Here is a 16,112-nt window from a genome sequence, read left to right as displayed (position 1 = left end):
GGGCAAGGATAAAGGGTCTTCCATCATCAGGGTAAAACAATTGTATCCTGATATGAAGTTAATCAGAAAGAAAGACCATAACAAAGCGGATGCTGTTTTAATCGGACTGTATGGATTAAGGGAAGGGAAGTATTGAAAAGTACTCTTGAACCGGAAGATATAAAGGCAATAGCAACGGCGGTGAAAGAGGAGTTAAGGGCAATACTGCATAACCATGATAAGCACTTGCCGGAAAATGTTATTTTTGATGTAGCGGGCCTTTGTGAATACCTCAAGGTTACTCCTGAATGGGTTTATGCTCAGACACATTCAAAGAGTATCCCATATATCAAAAAAGGGAATCTGTTACGGTTCAGGAAAAGGGATATTGATAAACATTTAGATCAACACAAGATGCCTGCCATAGTTCCATCTTCAGGATATTTAAAAATCATCAAATGACCTCACATAATATTTATAGTGACCACTTCCCTATAAAGGAAGTTGTACAGTTATAACACTTTGTTTTATAAGGGTGTAAGTTTCATTGTATAGTAAATTGTATAGTTGGTGTATGGCACTCTTTTTGCGATAGCGAAGAGGGGTAGGATTCAAGTTTTGTAGCATTATTAAGGGTGCAAAATCTCTGCAATTCAGGATGAAATTTGATAAGAGACAACATATTATCTCTTTTGTAACTGAAATTGTAGCTGAAATATTTAGCATTAGTTACAAAATCGGTAACATCAACCTATTGATAAATAAAGGTTTTTACATTTCTGTAACTGATGTAACTGATGTAACTGAAATTTTAAGGTATACGTCTCTATATATATTTTTCAGGGAAAAAGGGTAAGGTATGACAAGAGGAGTTTATAAAAGGGGTGCTATTTACTGGATACGGTATGCAGGTATAGACGGCAGAACACGTTATGAATCTACCGGCGGGACTAACTTCAAGGATGCAGTAAACCTATTGACAGAGAGAAAGAAGTCTGTGCAGGATGGTATACAGCCGGAGACAAAAAGGATTGCCAATTATTCCTTTATGGAATTGGCAGACAAATATATTGAATGGATGACAGGGCGGCAAAAATCAGCAAGAACTAAGGGTTATATCATAGGGGAATTAAAGCAGGTCTTCGGGAGTCTACCATTACGGCGGTTCAATACCCTGATCGTGGAGCAGCTTCAGACTGATTTAATGGTAAGGGGGTTGAAACCGGCAAGCGTCAATAAGATACTCAATGTGTTAAAGGCCATGTTCTCAAAGGCCATAGAGTGGGAAATGATAGAACTGGAAACGTCAAAGAGGGTACATAAGGTTGAAAACCTGAAAGGTGAGGGCAAGCGGATCCGCTTTTTGACAGTAGAAGAATGTAGATTGTTAATAGATTCTTGCGATGAACGGCTAAAGCCTATTATTATTATTGCAGTTAATACCGGCATGAGGAAAGGAGAAATATTATCTCTGAAATGGGATAATGTAGATATCAAGCATGGATTCATCATGTTGGATGTGACCAAGAACGGAGAAAGAAGAGAAGTTCCCCTCAATGATACCCTGAAAAATGTTCTACATGGTATAACAAGGCGTTTAGATGTTGCTTATGTATTCCATGACAATATTACAGGTAAGCCATACAAGGAAGTTAAGAGGTCTTTTGCAAGTGCCTGTAAGAAGGCAGGAATAAAAGATTTTAGATTCCATGATCTGCGACATACCTTTGCAAGTCACCTTGTAATGTCAGGGGTTGATTTGACTACAGTATCAAAATTAATGGGACACAAAAGCCTAACCATGACATTAAGATATTCTCATCTTGCACAATCTCATATAAATAAGGCAGTAAATATCTTAGATTTGACACTGACTTCAAGGTCAACTATACAAAAACTATACAATTCAGGGAGTGATTAAAAAGAGAACCTACGTAACCCATTGATTTTAATGGTAGGCACGGGCGGTCTCGAACCGCCGACCTCTTCCGTGTCAAGGAAGCGCTCTCCCCCTGAGCTACGCGCCTATATTTGACCTATTATTGAAAAGTCGTGCTATAATAGCACGTCTTAATTACGAAGTGCAAGAAATTTTGAGACGATTATGTACCTTCATGTACCAGAGCCATAAAAATCAGCGGGACAAGAATGTCCCTCCTATCCTCAATCTATGTGTGGATAGGCGGGGTTTTCCAACCCCGCCGGGGGATTTTGTATGAAATTTAAAGCTGACTTTCACATTCACTCACCATACTCAAGGGCGACGAGTCCGGATATGGAGATTGAGACGCTTAACAGGTATGCACAGATAAAGGGTATCTCTGTAATCGGTACAGGAGACTTTACGCATCCTGCGTGGTTTGCAAATATACAGAAAAAACTGGAGCCTGCTGAACAAGGGCTGTTTAAACTCAAACCGGAATTTAAAACCGCAGGCGATAACAATGTGCCTTCGATCTGCCGCAGTGATGTAAGGTTTATCCTCTCAGCAGAGATTAGCTGTATATACAGTAAGAACGGCCGCACCCGCAAGGTTCATAATCTCCTTATAGTACCTTCATTTAATGCAGCAGAGAAAATTAACACTGTACTTTCAAAAATAGGAAATCTGAAGTCGGACGGGAGGCCCATACTTGGACTTGACAGCAAGGTGCTTTTGAATCTGACACTTCAATCCTCTCCTGATGTCCTGTTTGTCCCTGCACATGCATGGACACCGCATTTTGCTGTGCTCGGCTCAAACTCCGGATTCAACTCTCTTGAAGAGTGTTTTGAAGAGCTGACACCTCATATCTATGCGATTGAGACAGGGCTTTCCTCTGACCCGCTTATGAACTGGAGGTTGTCAGGGCTTGACCGAGTTGCCTTTATATCAAACTCTGACGCACACTCACCCTCTAAACTCGCGAGAGAGGCAAACATATTCAATACAGAACTCTCGTATAACGCAATCTATGAGGCAATAAAGACAAAAGATAAATCAAGATTTATCGGCACAATAGAATACTTTCCTGAGGAAGGAAAATATCATCTTGACGGCCACAGGGATTGCAAGCAGAGGATGACACCTTCAGAAACAAAACAGAACAACGGATTATGCCTCAAATGCGGCGGCAGAGTTACAGTAGGTGTAATGCATCGGGTAGATGACCTTGCAGACAGGAAAGAGGGTGACATGCCGGAAGGGGCCATACCGTTCAGGAGGCTCATCCCTCTTCAGGAGATAATCGCAGAGGTATATGATGCCGGTGTTAATACAAAAAAAGTAGCGGCCATGTATAATAAATTAATTTCCGCCCTCGGCAATGAACTTTCCATACTTCAGGACATCCCTGTAAAAGAGATAGAAGATGTCAGTACCCCCATGATTGCCGAAGGAATCGCAAGGGTAAGAGATGGAAAGGTTAAGATAGCACCGGGATATGACGGGGAGTACGGGACGATAAGTATCTTTGAATAATAACAGGTAAATAGGCTGAAGACAGTTAGTAGCAGGGTCACCCATGCCTCAGGGAATTTCTCAACGTTGACGCGTTTATTTATTATTGTTAAGATGACTTCTAAAAAAGGAAAATATGTTTTTAAAAGAGAGAAAAGTGCTTGACAATATTGCTGAGGAGATAGAAGCATCTCCTTTGTTTGCAGAAAGAGTAGAGGAGATAGTCGTTTTTGGCTCCCGTGTAAGAGGTGACTATAAAGGAGAGTCTGATTTTGATGTATTGGTTATTGTCAAGGATAAGGATATTAAGACAGAGACTGCAATTATAAAATATTTCGGAACAAAAGAAGACCAGACAGGAATCCCCTTTGCACCGGTAATAAAAGACTGGAAAGTGCTTGATAATGAAAGGTTATATCGTACCGGCTTTGCACGTGCAATTGAAGAAGAAGGGGTTATAATTTACAGAAAGAGGACATGATGGCGTTAACTCTTGATGAAAAGATTAATCTTTCAAGCATACGGATTGAAAAGGCACACATTAATTTGAAGGATGCTGAAGATACCTTCAAACAAGGAAAATATGGTTTAACCATTAACAGGTCTTATTATGCTATCTTGTCTGCTTCACGGTCTTTACTGATTCTAAAAGGAATAGATGCGGCTACCCATGATGGGGCAAAGACCATGCTGTCATTACATTTTGTAAAGGAAGATTACCTGCCTAAAAATATTATAGATAGCTTCAGAATTCTTCTGGCACGCAGAACAGATGTGGATTATGGAGATTTTTCAGAAACAACGGTTGAAGAGGCTGAAGATTCCTTAAACAAGGCCAGAGAGTTCATTGCCAATGTGGAACATGCAATTACACGTTTGAAAAGTGAGTGGATAGTTTAGAAAACATACCTCATCCTCACAAACACCCGCTGGTTATTTTCAAATCTCCCTAAGAAGCCGTCATCGTTTCCGAAGAACATGTCAACGCCGGTTTCAAAGTTGAGGCTGTCGGCGAGGTTTGAGGAGAGCATGGATTGGAGGAAGATATCGTGATTATTCAGGCCTCCGATGCCCTGAGGGGCCTCTCCGCGAATCCCTAACTTATCAAAAGAGGTGGCAAAGTCTGTTATTACAAAGGTTTCAGAATAACAACTGCAAGCGGCGGCAGGGTCATCTCCACGCAATACGGCCTCCCCTGCCATGATAATGATACTGCATTCACTCCGCCGGAGTTCCCCATGTTGCTGCCGCCGTAAATCTCAGAGTCACTGTTCAGTACCTCCCTGTAGAATCCGGGCTTAGGAACTCCAAGCCTGTAAGACTCCCTCGGCACAGGGGTAAAATTGCAGACAAATATAAGAATATCATCAGGGTTCTTACCCCTTCTCAGGAATGAGAGTATGCAGTTGTCGGCATCATGAAAGTCTATCCACTCAAAGCCGGTATAATCAAAATCCACCTCATACATGGAAGGCTCGCTCCGGTACAGATGGTTAATGTCTCTTACAAATCTCTGTAATTTCTGATGGGGTTCATATTGAAGCAGGTGCCAGTCCAGACTTTGATTAAAATTCCACTCTATCCACTGACCTATCTCTCCCCCCATAAAAAGGAGTTTCTTTCCGGGATGCCCGAACATGTATCCGTATAATGCCCTGAGGTTTGCAAACCTCTGCCAGAAATCTCCGGGCATCTTATCAAGTATTGCCCTCTTTCCATGCACCACCTCATCATGTGAGAATGGCAGCATAAAATTTTCATGGAACGCATATAGCAAGGAAAATGTAAGACTGCCCTGATGATACTTCCTGTGAATTGAATCTTTTGAGATATATTCAAGCGTATCGTGCATCCATCCCATATTCCATTTGAAACCAAATCCAAGCCCGCCCAGATAAACCGGTCTTGATACAGACGGCCATGCAGTTGATTCTTCAGCAATAGTCATTGCCCCCGGGTAGTATTTGTAGATAAGTTCATTAAGCTCTTTGATAAAGGCGATAGCCTCAAGGTTTTCCCTTCCGCCATATTTATTGGGAAGCCATTCCCCAGCGCTCCTGGAATAGTCAAGGTAAAGCATTGACGCCACTGCATCCACGCGGATACCGTCTATATGATATTTCTCAAACCAGAAATGTGCATTTGAGAGGAGAAAATTCCTCACCTCATTACGGCCATAATTAAAGATGAGTGTCCCCCATTCCTTGTGCTCACCCAATCGTGAATCAAGGTGTTCATAAAGGGCAGTGCCGTCAAACCATGCAAGGCCGTGTGCATCCTTTGGAAAATGTCCCGGGACCCAATCTAATATAACCCCTATGCCATTCTGATGGCACTGGTCTACAAAATACATGAAATCTTCAGGAACACCGAAACGGCTTGTCGGTGCAAAATATCCTGTTACCTGATACCCCCATGATCCGTCAAACGGATGCTCTGCAACTGGAAGGAGTTCTATATGCGTGAATCCCATCTCTTTTACATAATCAACAAGTTCATGGGCAAGTTCCCTGTATGTAAGGAAACTGTTATTATCTTCCGCCCTCTTTTTCCATGAACCGAGGTGGACTTCATATATAGAGACCGGTGCATGAAGCGCATCACTGTTATGCCGCCATGACATCCAGCCTTCATCACCCCAAGTGTATTTATCTATATCATGCACAATAGCAGCGGTATTAGGCCTCTTCTCATAAAAATGGGCATAAGGGTCACTCTTTAACATAATAAGGCCGTCGGAACCCTTAATCTCGAATTGGTATATAGTCCCTTCTGTCAAACCCGGTATAAAAAGCTCCCATACACCTGAACTCCCAAGTACACGCATCGGGTACCTTCTGCCATCCCATTTATTGAAGTCACCCGCAACACTGACACGCCTTGCATTCGGCGCCCATACTGCAAAATAAACCCCCTGAATATCATTAACAGTTATTACATGAGAACCCAGCCTGTCATAAACCTGATAGTTCTTCCCCTCTGCAAAAAGGTGAAGGTCATAACTGCTGATTACAGGCAGGAATGAATAAGGGTCATGTATTTCATAAGTGTTACCTGTATGTTCCGTTATTCTTAGCTTGTATGTAAAGACACTTCCCCTCTCTTTTATTATCACCTCATAAAGCCCATCAGGATGGATATTATCCATGTTGTATGACGTACCGTTCTCAACCGCAATAACATTAACCATATCCACATCAGGAATAAACACCCTCACCACAACTGATGCCTTCCCGCCAATCTCAACCGGATGCATACCCAAATACGAAAACGGATCATGATGCTCCGCCCTGATTATGTATTCAATGTCTTTGTTGCTGGAATTTTTAGTAATCATGTTTTTCCCCTTCAGCCTTCAGCCTAATAGCCTCTCACTGCATATCCCTTGCCTGCCTTTATTACGGCATTATAGTAGCAAAGTTGCCCATCATTAGCAATTATTAAATAGGCGGCTTATCCATCACTACTTGCACTACTTGAAAAAATACTCACTACGTTATAGACTATCCCAGCATGATAGACCTCAGTCATCTTAACCCACCCCAGCGTAAGGCTGTTGAATATATTGACGGGCCTCTTCTTGTTATTGCAGGTGCAGGGAGCGGGAAGACGCGTGTTATTATTTATCGTATTGCCAATCTGATTTATAATCACGGGGTTTCTCCGGAGAATATCTTGGCGGTTACTTTTACTAATAAGGCTGCGGAGGAGATGAAGGAACGCATTTTAAAATTAGTGAGCAGTAAGCAGTTAGCAGTAAACAGTAAGATGCAGGAAGTCAGAGGTCATTTGGGCAGCTTATGGATCGGTACTTTTCACTCAATCTGTCTTCGTCTGCTCAGGAGATATGGACAGCTCATCGGGTTCCGGAATGATTTTTATATTTATGACAAGGGTGATCAGTTGAGTCTGATTAAGGAGTGTGTTAAGGAGCTTAATATAAATGAAGAGCAATATTCTGTGAACTCCATCGGGAGCCGGATATCTTATATGAAGGGGAGACTGATTACGCCTCAGCAGTTTGCGATGCAGTCACATGGCTTTGGTATGGATGATAAGGTGTTGAAGGTTTTCCGCCTTTATGAAGATAAGCTGAAGAAGAATAATGCAATGGATTTTGATGACCTTATTATGAAATGCGTTAATCTTTTTGAGAACAATCCTGAGCTGTTGAGCAGGTATCAGGAGACATTCAGATATATCCTTGTGGACGAGTATCAGGACACGAACCCGTCGCAGTACAAGTTGATACAATTGCTTGCAGATAAGCATAAGAACCTCTGTGTTGTAGGTGATGATGACCAGAGTATATACCGCTTCAGAGGTGCTGAGTTAAAGAATATCCTCAGTTTTGACCATGATTATCCAACAGCTATGATTATCAGGCTTGAGCAGAATTACCGCTCTACCGGCGCTATCCTTGATGTGGCCGGCTCGTTAATAGAGGAAAACTCAGATAGGAGGGATAAGAAATTATGGACTGAGAACCCTTCAGGAGAGCCTGTATTATTTTGCAAGGTTGCAGATGAGAGGGAAGAGGCAAAGTATATTGTGAGGGAGATAAAGACGTTGTTAATACATGGAAAGACACCATCACAGTTTGCAATACTCTACAGGACAAATGCACAGTCAAGGGCGATTGAAGAGGTGATGAAGGAATCCGGTATCCCATACAAAATAATCGGCGGTATCAGGTTCTATGAGAGGAAAGAGATTAAGGATATTCTGGCTTATATCAGGGTCTCTCTAAGACCGGATGATGATGTGAGCCTTCGCAGGATAATAAATGTGCCGCCAAGAGGTATCGGGACGACAACGATAAAGATGCTGGAGGATTATTCTATAAGCAACGGGACTTCCATGTATGGGAGTGTTTCGCAAGTCCTAACATCCACACCGAAACTTGGAAAATTTTATGACCTTGTAGAAAAACTCAGGGTGCTTGTAAGGGAACTCTCGCCTTCAGAGTTTGTGAAAAAGATATTTGAGCTGACAGGTTATATTGAGGCTTTAAGGAAAGATGAGAATTATGAGGACAGGGAAGAGAACGTGATGGAACTGCTCGCGGCAGTCAAGAGGTTTGAAGAGAAGGAACCTAATTTGGCCGGCGCTGCTATCAGTAAATATCTGGATGATGTAAGCCTGTTAAGCGAGGATGAGCTTAATCATGACCCCGGTAAATCACCTGACCATGCGGCAAAAAATATGGTTTCACTGATGACGCTCCACAGTGCCAAGGGGCTTGAGTTTCCGGTTGTCTTTATTGCAGGGCTTGAGGAAGGGACGCTACCGCATGCCAGAGCGTTTGATAATGTCGAAGAGTTGGAGGAAGAGCGGCGTCTCTGCTATGTGGGAATTACAAGGGCAAGGGAACATCTGTATATGACCGCTGCCTCTGAGAGAAATCTTTTCGGTCAGACGCAGAGGAGAAGGGAATCAAGATTCCTCCGTGAGATAAAAAAGAGCAAAAATGTCAGGATAGAGATTGCAAATAAAGATAACTATACCTACGGGCAGGATTTTCAGAGGAAGAATCCATCATATAGTTATACAGAGAACAAGACTCCTTACGAACCCATCGTGAGACGGGGGCTTACAAAAGGGGATGAAAATAGGCGGGACAAGAATGTCCCGCCTATCCTAAATACCTATATGGATAGGCGGGGTTTTCTAACCCCGCCGGAGGGATATTCGGGTGCACCAGTACGGCACAACATGAACAACAGAACCAAAGGCCGGTTTAAATCCGGCGACCGTGTTCGCCACTCAATGTGGGGAGTGGGTGTTGTTGAACATTCTGAAGGGGCAGGAGAGATGGAAAAGGTGACTGTAAAATTCCCCTCAGAAGGGTTAAAGACACTCGTGGTTAAATATGCGAAACTTGAGGTGATATGAACTCCAACATGTATACTGAGACACTTACTCCGTTAGAGGAAGTTTTGATCAAGCGGTTCATTGAGGTTATCAGAGAATTAATGGTCTGTTATGGAATAAGCTGACCGACTACCCCCTTTTTGTATTATTGTATTGAGATTACAATTTAAATCTTAACTTGGTAATCCCGTGCTGTGTTTTTTCCCAATAGAATGGGTTGGTGAAGAGCTGCCATAATGCCTTATAGGAGGCAGCTGAGTGAAACAGCCAGTAGACAGGGTTGAGATATGAATAAGGGATAAGGTAGTAATATTTCCTTTTAAATACTGCAATCATGTTGAGGTAGATGCCTAAGAAATTTCCAAAGAGGAGGTTGAAGATGGAGATATAGAGCAATACAGGAGGGAAAAAAGGTTCTATAACCTTTGTCTTTGTCAGTACCCATATAACAAATATGGCCCATGTAAGCGGGTTTATAAGAAGGGTAAGCGGGGTTCCTCCCACAAAGAAATTAAAGGAGAGCCATCCCTTTAACCCGATAGCCCTTAGAAGGTTTAGAGGGTGTCTTGAGAATACAAGCCATGTCTGCATGTATCCCTTAACCCATCTTGACCTCTGCCGTATCCAGTTCCTGGTCTGTGAGTTTGCCTCTTCAAAGGTTGTTGAATTAATTACCCCCACACGATAACCATTAGCATAAGCCCGAACACCGAGGTCTGCATCTTCTGTGGTATTAAACGGGTCCCAGCCCCCAAGCTGTTTCAGCTTCTCCATGTCAAAGTGATTGCTCGTGCCCCCAAGCGGTAATGGGAATCTCAGCCTGTCCAGGCCCGGAAGGAGATAGTCAAACCAGTATGAATATTCTAATGTAAACATCCTTGTCAGGAAATTTTCATTTCTGTTGAAATAATTTAATGCCGCCTGAAAACATACATAACTCTCCCCCCCTTTAGTAAAGGCTATAACAGCCTTTTTTAACTGGTCAGGATCAGGGATATCCTCTGCATCAAAGATTACAAGATACTTTCCCCTTCCGAAGAAAAGACCATAGTTGCAAGCCTTTGGCTTTGTCTTTGGAAGGCTGTTTGGAACTTTCAATAATCTCCAGTTTCCAGGGGGTTTACATTTTTTTGCAGCCTCATAAGTTATGCTGTCTTCCTCTTCCAGTAATAAAATTATGTCGAGTTTATTCTGGGGGTAGTCCAGCCTTTTTAAAGAATCTATAAGTATTCCTATGACCTCAGGTTCTTTAAAGACCGGGACAAGGATGGTATATACAGGGAGGTCTTCATCCTTCAGTGCCCTGACCTCTTCATCAGTTACAGGCCGTTCTATTTCACCTTTTACCCCTGCCAGGCTTAGGAGGAGCTTAAAGCCGATCGAGATTGTAAAGAAAAGCTGAACAATAATATTTGTTACTATTAGAAAATTGACAACATCATAATATATCCATAGCAGTGTTAAGAATATCCCTGCACCCATAAAAAGTACCTGCTTGTTTGTAAATACGGAATAAGCTGATTCTGAAGGATTCCTGTAAAACAGTCCGTAAATAGATTTATCAAGGATGGAGTCCCTGTATAACTTTTCTGCAATCTTTGTCAGATCCAAATCAGTTATTACTATCTGTTTAATCAGCTTTGTTAAGTCAAGGTCAGTTATAACAATCTGGTCCACTTCATTTACAAAGAATTTCTTTTTGAAGAATGTGATAGTTTCAATCTTATTGGGGTAGGCGGTAAGAAGTATTAATCTGCCGTCCTGCATCTGGTAAGGGATCGCCTGATGTACAATCACATCTTTATGTGTTACAGCAGACAAAAGTCTTTTATCTGTTCCTTTGATAAGGTTTTCTATATCAGACCTGAACTCAAGCCCAAACTGGACGGCAAGGGTTTGAAAAAGCTGTAACCTGTTAATAAATCCCAGTGTCGTTAATATCCATCCGATTCTACCCTTTTTCTGCTTCTGATACTCTAATGCCTCATCTAACTGGGATTTGTTAATGTAACCAAGCTCTAAAAATATTTGCCCTATTTTCCTGCCGGACAGGACAGCCTTTATCTGTTTATCTTCAATAGCAACAGCATGTTCCGGCATTATACTTAGTTCTCCTTCTCGCTCCTTACAATCTTCTTTTTGATAAAGTAAAGGAATACAATTGCAAGCAATCCAAGTATCAGGATAATAAACAGTTTGTACTTATCCCAGTAATAACCTGTGGATTTAATCTCTTTATACTCAACCCTGAATTTTTCACCAATGTCAAAACTAGCCATGTCCTGATTGAATATAACTACATTCCCCAACATCCGGCTTAAAGTATCCTTATCAAATCCTTTCATGAACTCCAACGCGGACTTATCTTTGTAATATGATAATAAGAGTACCTTTGCCTTTCCCTTGTCAAAGGTTTGAAGGACCCCAAAGCTATCGCTGTAATCTGAGCTGAACATCTCTTTCTTTGACAATGGATTTATTATAGAGAATCTCCCCTGATTCACCTTTAGCGGGATATTTATGTTATTTATACCTGAATGACTAAGGGCAAGTATCACAAAATTATAATTTTCAGGGATTTCTCCTTTCCATGGCAATACATCAATATCAGTTATCTCCCTGTTAAACTTTCCCAGTACATCCATTAGGTACACAGAAGGGTCGAACATGTCTTTATCATTCACCATAATGAGGACTTTACCTGACATGCTCCCCATGACGTCCACTACCGGTGTAATCCACTTTCTATCTGCCCCATCAAAGTAGAAATATGAGGAGTCTAAAATAGAGATAGTCAGATTCGGCATACTCCCTCTACATTCTCCCTTACTTATAAAGTAAGATGTAACTATATTAAGATTATTGTTGTAACCTCGTAATTGGTCCTCGGGTATTTTTATGTTATAAGATTTAATGCTGCCGCCGCCTTCTATCTTCATAGCATGAATCAATATCCCGTTAAGAAAGACCTTTAAATAGGCCCTCTCGCTTTCAGGGACAGGGGTATGATTCAGGATTAGTTTCATGTAGAGATTACCGGGGATACCGGAAAATGCAGAGAACCTTATAGGGACATTAAATGATAGGTCACCGAGTCCTGTTGCAGTAAAGCCTTTAATGCCCATGTCCATAAGGCTTATTTCATTGTTTTTGTTCTCTGCTGCCGTGCTTAATTTTGAGGTATTTGCTGATGGGGTTATGAAAGAACCGGTTAAGTCCTTTTTGAGCATAGACAAGCCATTAGTTGATACCAGCAGGTCACCATCTTTTAGTTCTATATCATTGCTGAAATTGCCTGTTATAATGTTTCTCATCCCTTTAACAGGTTCACTATTAACTTGTATGTTAACCTCTTTCCAGTCGTTCAATCTGTTCAGGTTATAAATGAGCGGCAATATGTTCAGATTGTCTGCTTCTTTATCTAAGACAATATTAATGTCCTTATCATAGTTATTAAAGAAGTTTGCAATATTCGTATCAGCATGTTTTGCTGCGATATAGACCTTACTGTTATTGGATATTACCATCCAGAGATTTCCGGTAGGCAGGTCATAGCATATATCACCTGTTATGAAGAGATGTCCCCGTACAGTAACCTTTATATGGTCTGCCCTGGAATGTCCTGTATTAAAGGACACAACAGGTTCATATCCTGTAAGGCCTATGTTTTTTGTAAATAGCGGGGTGTCATCAACAAGTATGGTAAAGGTGCTTCTGTTATCAAGTACCCCGGAAAATCTCAATAACAACTCTATCTTTGCCTTTGACAGCCCCCTGTAATTAGGCAGATAAATATTGAATTCAGTAGTGGCACCGGAAAGATATATGTCTTTTGAATAACCGAGGTCACTAAAAGACAATACCGACTGTTCAGGCTCTGCACTATAAGACGGCACAACTGATGACAATGCGAGAGTTAATAGCAGGAATATTAAGATTTTTAAGACGTTTTGTCTCTTAATTTTGTCTTCTCCCATATTATAATGTCCTTGTTTTCAAATATAGTGTAGTATCCTTTTACCCCATATTCAAACCGCCGGTATACCTTATCCATGTTTTTATCTTTCATACCTATTACATAATCGGCAAATAGGGCAGGATTTGCAATAGCTGAGTTAAATTCATACTGGTAGGGAAGGATAAACCGTTCAGGGTCCTTCATTAAATAGACAACAGGATAAAAACCCTGATCATCAATCAAAATCTTCCCTTTTTTATATTTAAGTATCTCTGCAATCTGTTTGTATCCCCCTGTATTCTCTTCAATTGAACCTGTTAGTGCATGAGTAAATTTTCTCTCATATGCGTCATTTGAATTTAAAGCAAGTATAAAAGAGGATGTAAGGCTGATAACCATTGCAGCAATAAATACATTATGTGCTTCTTTTTTTTCAAAGTTCATTAATATCAGGAAATATATAATAAATATTGAGGATACATAGATGGCCGGATAGAAGAGATTAGAATATATCAGAGAAAAGATGACAAGGAAAGGGATTAATGAAACAAGTCTTTTTTCATAAAAAATTCCTGCAAGGAAAGGGGCTATTATGAGTATTACTTTCAGCAGATATGAAAGCATGAACCATAAACTCCCTGTAATGCTTCCCGCAGAGATAGCGGCAGTAATTTCTGAATTGGAAAACAGCAGTTTGTAATTTGGGAGAAACCCGAATGCCTTTCCTGTGAATACCCAGTTGAGGTATGCAAAGGAGAGGAAAAAGAGGAAATAAGGGGAAAAATAGACAAAGGATACTGCCATAAATTTCCTAAGGGTCTTCCTGTACAGAAAGAATATAATAATAAATATCCAGGGGATGAGGTAAATTGAGCTGAAATGCGTAAAAAAAGACAACCCGAACAGTGGACCTGCTGTGAAAATATATAGTGAGTATTCCTGTCTCACATATTGATACAACAGTTTGATACTGTAAATAATAAAGAAGAAATGGAGGTATAGATCAAATCTCTGGGTAGCAAGAAAAAGGATTGGGATGGAGAAGATCAGGAAGAAGATAAGTGTGATGGCAAGTTTTTTAGATTGAATGTTGTTAATGATTTCCCATGATATGAATGCACTGATCAGTGATGCGATGAAGCCCTGTGTAATGGATATATTCGCCATGAATAATAGGGAAATAACAATCGGAAGAGGAGGATATATAAATCCTATGTTCTCAAGCCTCGGCGGTACACCATTCAAGGCAAGGAGGGCCTTTTCTCCATAAAATAAGAGATATGGGTGCATGAGGTTATGCCCTTCCAGCAGGTGATTTATTGAGAAGTAGATAAGGAAATAGACGGGTATTAGAATGAGAAGTAAGTTATATTTTGAGTACTTGGTCTTCACATGAAAGTCTCCATAGCTCACCCTCCCCCTAACCCCCTCCCGTCAAGGGAGGGGGAATAATCTCAGACTCCCCTCTCCCCCGGCGGGTCCGGGTGAGGGGGCCTCATCTCAAACTCCTCGTTCCATTTTTCTGTACCTCTGGCCAATGTACCGGATAACCAACAGCCATACTATTAACAGGCCAACCACAATTATTGATAGCCATCTCACACTCTCAAACCCTGCGAATACGAGTGCCAGTACAAGGCTGAGTGCCACGGCTATTGCCTTTGCCCCGCGTAGTATAAAAATATCAATCAATGCCTTTGCCTTGTATTTTTCCTCCCGTTCTACCGGCACATACAAGACCTCTTTGGCTGATTGATTGATGGAATAGCTGAAGGCATTATCCATAGTATTAAGAAGGCTCCCCGCCAGCAGGCCTGGAAGAAGAATGAATGCGGCCTCTCCCAAGGTAGCTGTTACCGGCAGGAAAAACAATGCCTTGTCCACCCCATATCTGACCATCACCATCCGGGTGATAAAGACCTGAAGTATCAGAGAAATGAAGTTCGTAAAAGAATAAACACTTGCAAAATGTGCCTTTAGCTGGTCGCCTGAAACAAAATGCAGAACCGTGTTAGTAAACTGATAATCCATTATAGATGAGACCATTTCATACAGCCCTACGATAGCGGCTATGCCAAGCAGATAGGGCGAGCATAGCACTGTCTTTACCCCGTGCTGTAATACCTTATACCCTGCAACAGAGGCGGCAGCAGGTAAATCTACCGGTGTAGTCCTCTTAACCAGTCTGCCGAATAACCATGAGATTCCGGCAATCAATACCAACAGCCCCACACAGGCCAATGATGCCGTAGACGGCTCTATCTTTCTGGAATATCCGGCAACTACTGCACTGCCGAAGAAACCGCCCATGATTCCTCCAAGTCCGATCAGGCCATAGAGACGGCGTGCAGTGTGCACATCTTCGCTGTCATTAAGAAACGCGAAAAAGCCTGCCACCATAATCGTAACGAAGATGTCTCCAAATAAATAAAACATCCAGACAGTGATGTGTGCGGGATTGAGAAGGGCAGAGGCAAAAAGGGCAAATCCCAGCGCAAACATTCCGGTAATGAAAAGGGTCAATCTTTCACGTTTGTAACGGGAGGCAAGCCAGGAAAATAATATCGCTGCCGCAAGTGCAAGGAACATATTTAACTCTTTTGCTATCAGCTCAACCTGTGCGGCATCAAGATACCAACCGGCTAAAGTCAAGCCTGAGACCTGATAATAACCAACAAGCAGGGCCTTTTTAACAGGCTTGATAAGCCAATATGTAGAGATGATGAGAAAGAAATAACTGAACATCAGGATCGCATGCCATCTCTCATGGGCACGCAATATCCACAGTTCCTTTACAATATAGGCAGCAAAAAACAGTAATAACGGTATACGCAGTGTCCAAACAACGTCCATGAACTGAAT

At 41.6% G+C, this 16,112-nt stretch carries 13 protein-coding genes and 1 tRNA gene; 7 read left to right on the top strand and 7 right to left on the bottom strand.

The window, feature by feature from the left end:
• The 3 genes from HZA08_10410 to HZA08_10400 all read left to right on the top strand — a co-directional run.
• The coding region (locus tag HZA08_10410; GenBank protein ID MBI5193836.1) for a hypothetical protein at nucleotides 1-136 on the top strand (136 nt) is incomplete at its 5' end.
• Complete coding sequence (locus HZA08_10405) at nucleotides 133-441, top strand: helix-turn-helix domain-containing protein (GenBank protein ID MBI5193835.1); 309 nt, start codon at nucleotides 133-135, stop codon at nucleotides 439-441. The genes HZA08_10410 and HZA08_10405, both read left to right, overlap by 4 nt.
• Before the next feature lie 397 nt (nucleotides 442-838).
• On the top strand, nucleotides 839-1,900 hold the full coding sequence (locus tag HZA08_10400; GenBank protein ID MBI5193834.1) for a site-specific integrase: 1,062 nt from the start codon (nucleotides 839-841) through the stop codon (nucleotides 1,898-1,900).
• Nucleotides 1,901-1,931: 31 nt separating this feature from the next.
• Here HZA08_10400 and HZA08_10395 read toward each other — a convergent pair.
• Nucleotides 1,932-2,006, bottom strand: a tRNA-Val gene (locus HZA08_10395).
• Between the two features lie 188 nt (nucleotides 2,007-2,194).
• On the opposite strand from HZA08_10395, the gene HZA08_10390 reads away from it, so the two are divergent.
• From HZA08_10390 to HZA08_10380, 3 genes are all read left to right on the top strand, one after another.
• Nucleotides 2,195-3,439: a DNA helicase UvrD gene (locus tag HZA08_10390; protein ID MBI5193833.1), complete on the top strand. Its 1,245-nt coding sequence runs from the start codon at nucleotides 2,195-2,197 to the stop codon at nucleotides 3,437-3,439.
• A 115-nt stretch (nucleotides 3,440-3,554) separates the two neighbouring features.
• Entirely contained in the window at nucleotides 3,555-3,899 is a 345-nt protein-coding gene (locus tag HZA08_10385) for a nucleotidyltransferase domain-containing protein (protein MBI5193832.1), read from the top strand.
• A complete protein-coding gene (locus HZA08_10380; GenBank protein ID MBI5193831.1) occupies nucleotides 3,896-4,318 on the top strand; it encodes a HEPN domain-containing protein in 423 nt (140 codons plus the stop codon). Before HZA08_10385 ends, HZA08_10380 begins: the two co-directional genes overlap by 4 nt.
• On the opposite strand, the gene HZA08_10375 is transcribed toward HZA08_10380, so the two are convergent.
• Both HZA08_10375 and glgB read right to left on the bottom strand, forming a co-directional pair.
• Nucleotides 4,315-4,620, bottom strand: coding sequence for a hypothetical protein (locus tag HZA08_10375; protein ID MBI5193830.1), 306 nt, complete (start codon nucleotides 4,618-4,620; stop codon nucleotides 4,315-4,317). The two genes, HZA08_10380 and HZA08_10375, sit on opposite strands and share 4 nt — an antisense overlap.
• Nucleotides 4,548-6,755 carry a 1,4-alpha-glucan branching protein GlgB gene (gene glgB, locus HZA08_10370; GenBank protein ID MBI5193829.1) on the bottom strand — a complete coding sequence of 736 codons (2,208 nt, stop codon included), beginning with the start codon at nucleotides 6,753-6,755 and terminating at the stop codon, nucleotides 4,548-4,550. The genes HZA08_10375 and glgB overlap by 73 nt, the downstream gene beginning before the upstream one ends.
• Nucleotides 6,756-6,931: 176 nt before the next feature.
• Between glgB and HZA08_10365 the strand changes: the two genes are divergently transcribed.
• Entirely contained in the window at nucleotides 6,932-9,313 is a 2,382-nt protein-coding gene (locus HZA08_10365; GenBank protein ID MBI5193828.1) for a UvrD-helicase domain-containing protein, read from the top strand.
• 138 nt (nucleotides 9,314-9,451) lie between these two features.
• Here the strand turns inward: HZA08_10365 and HZA08_10360 are convergent, their stop codons facing one another.
• The 4 genes from HZA08_10360 to HZA08_10345 form a co-directional block, all read right to left on the bottom strand.
• Complete coding sequence (locus HZA08_10360; GenBank protein ID MBI5193827.1) at nucleotides 9,452-11,392, bottom strand: glycosyltransferase; 1,941 nt, start codon at nucleotides 11,390-11,392, stop codon at nucleotides 9,452-9,454.
• A gap of 5 nt (nucleotides 11,393-11,397) precedes the next feature.
• Nucleotides 11,398-13,269: a cellulose biosynthesis cyclic di-GMP-binding regulatory protein BcsB gene (locus HZA08_10355; protein ID MBI5193826.1), complete on the bottom strand. Its 1,872-nt coding sequence runs from the start codon at nucleotides 13,267-13,269 to the stop codon at nucleotides 11,398-11,400.
• Nucleotides 13,233-14,663, bottom strand: coding sequence for a hypothetical protein (locus HZA08_10350; GenBank protein ID MBI5193825.1), 1,431 nt, complete (start codon nucleotides 14,661-14,663; stop codon nucleotides 13,233-13,235). Before HZA08_10350 ends, HZA08_10355 begins: the two co-directional genes overlap by 37 nt.
• 87 nt (nucleotides 14,664-14,750) lie before the next feature.
• Nucleotides 14,751-16,103 (bottom strand): hypothetical protein, encoded by a 1,353-nt coding sequence (locus HZA08_10345; protein ID MBI5193824.1) that lies wholly within the window; start codon nucleotides 16,101-16,103, stop codon nucleotides 14,751-14,753.
• Between the last annotated feature and the right edge of the window lie 9 nt (nucleotides 16,104-16,112).

Source organism: Nitrospirota bacterium (genome assembly GCA_016212215.1).
Classification (GTDB): domain Bacteria; phylum Nitrospirota; class 9FT-COMBO-42-15; order HDB-SIOI813; family HDB-SIOI813; genus JACRGV01.
Note: the sequence above shows the minus strand (reverse complement) of the source record. Positions and strands in the feature narration are given on the sequence as shown.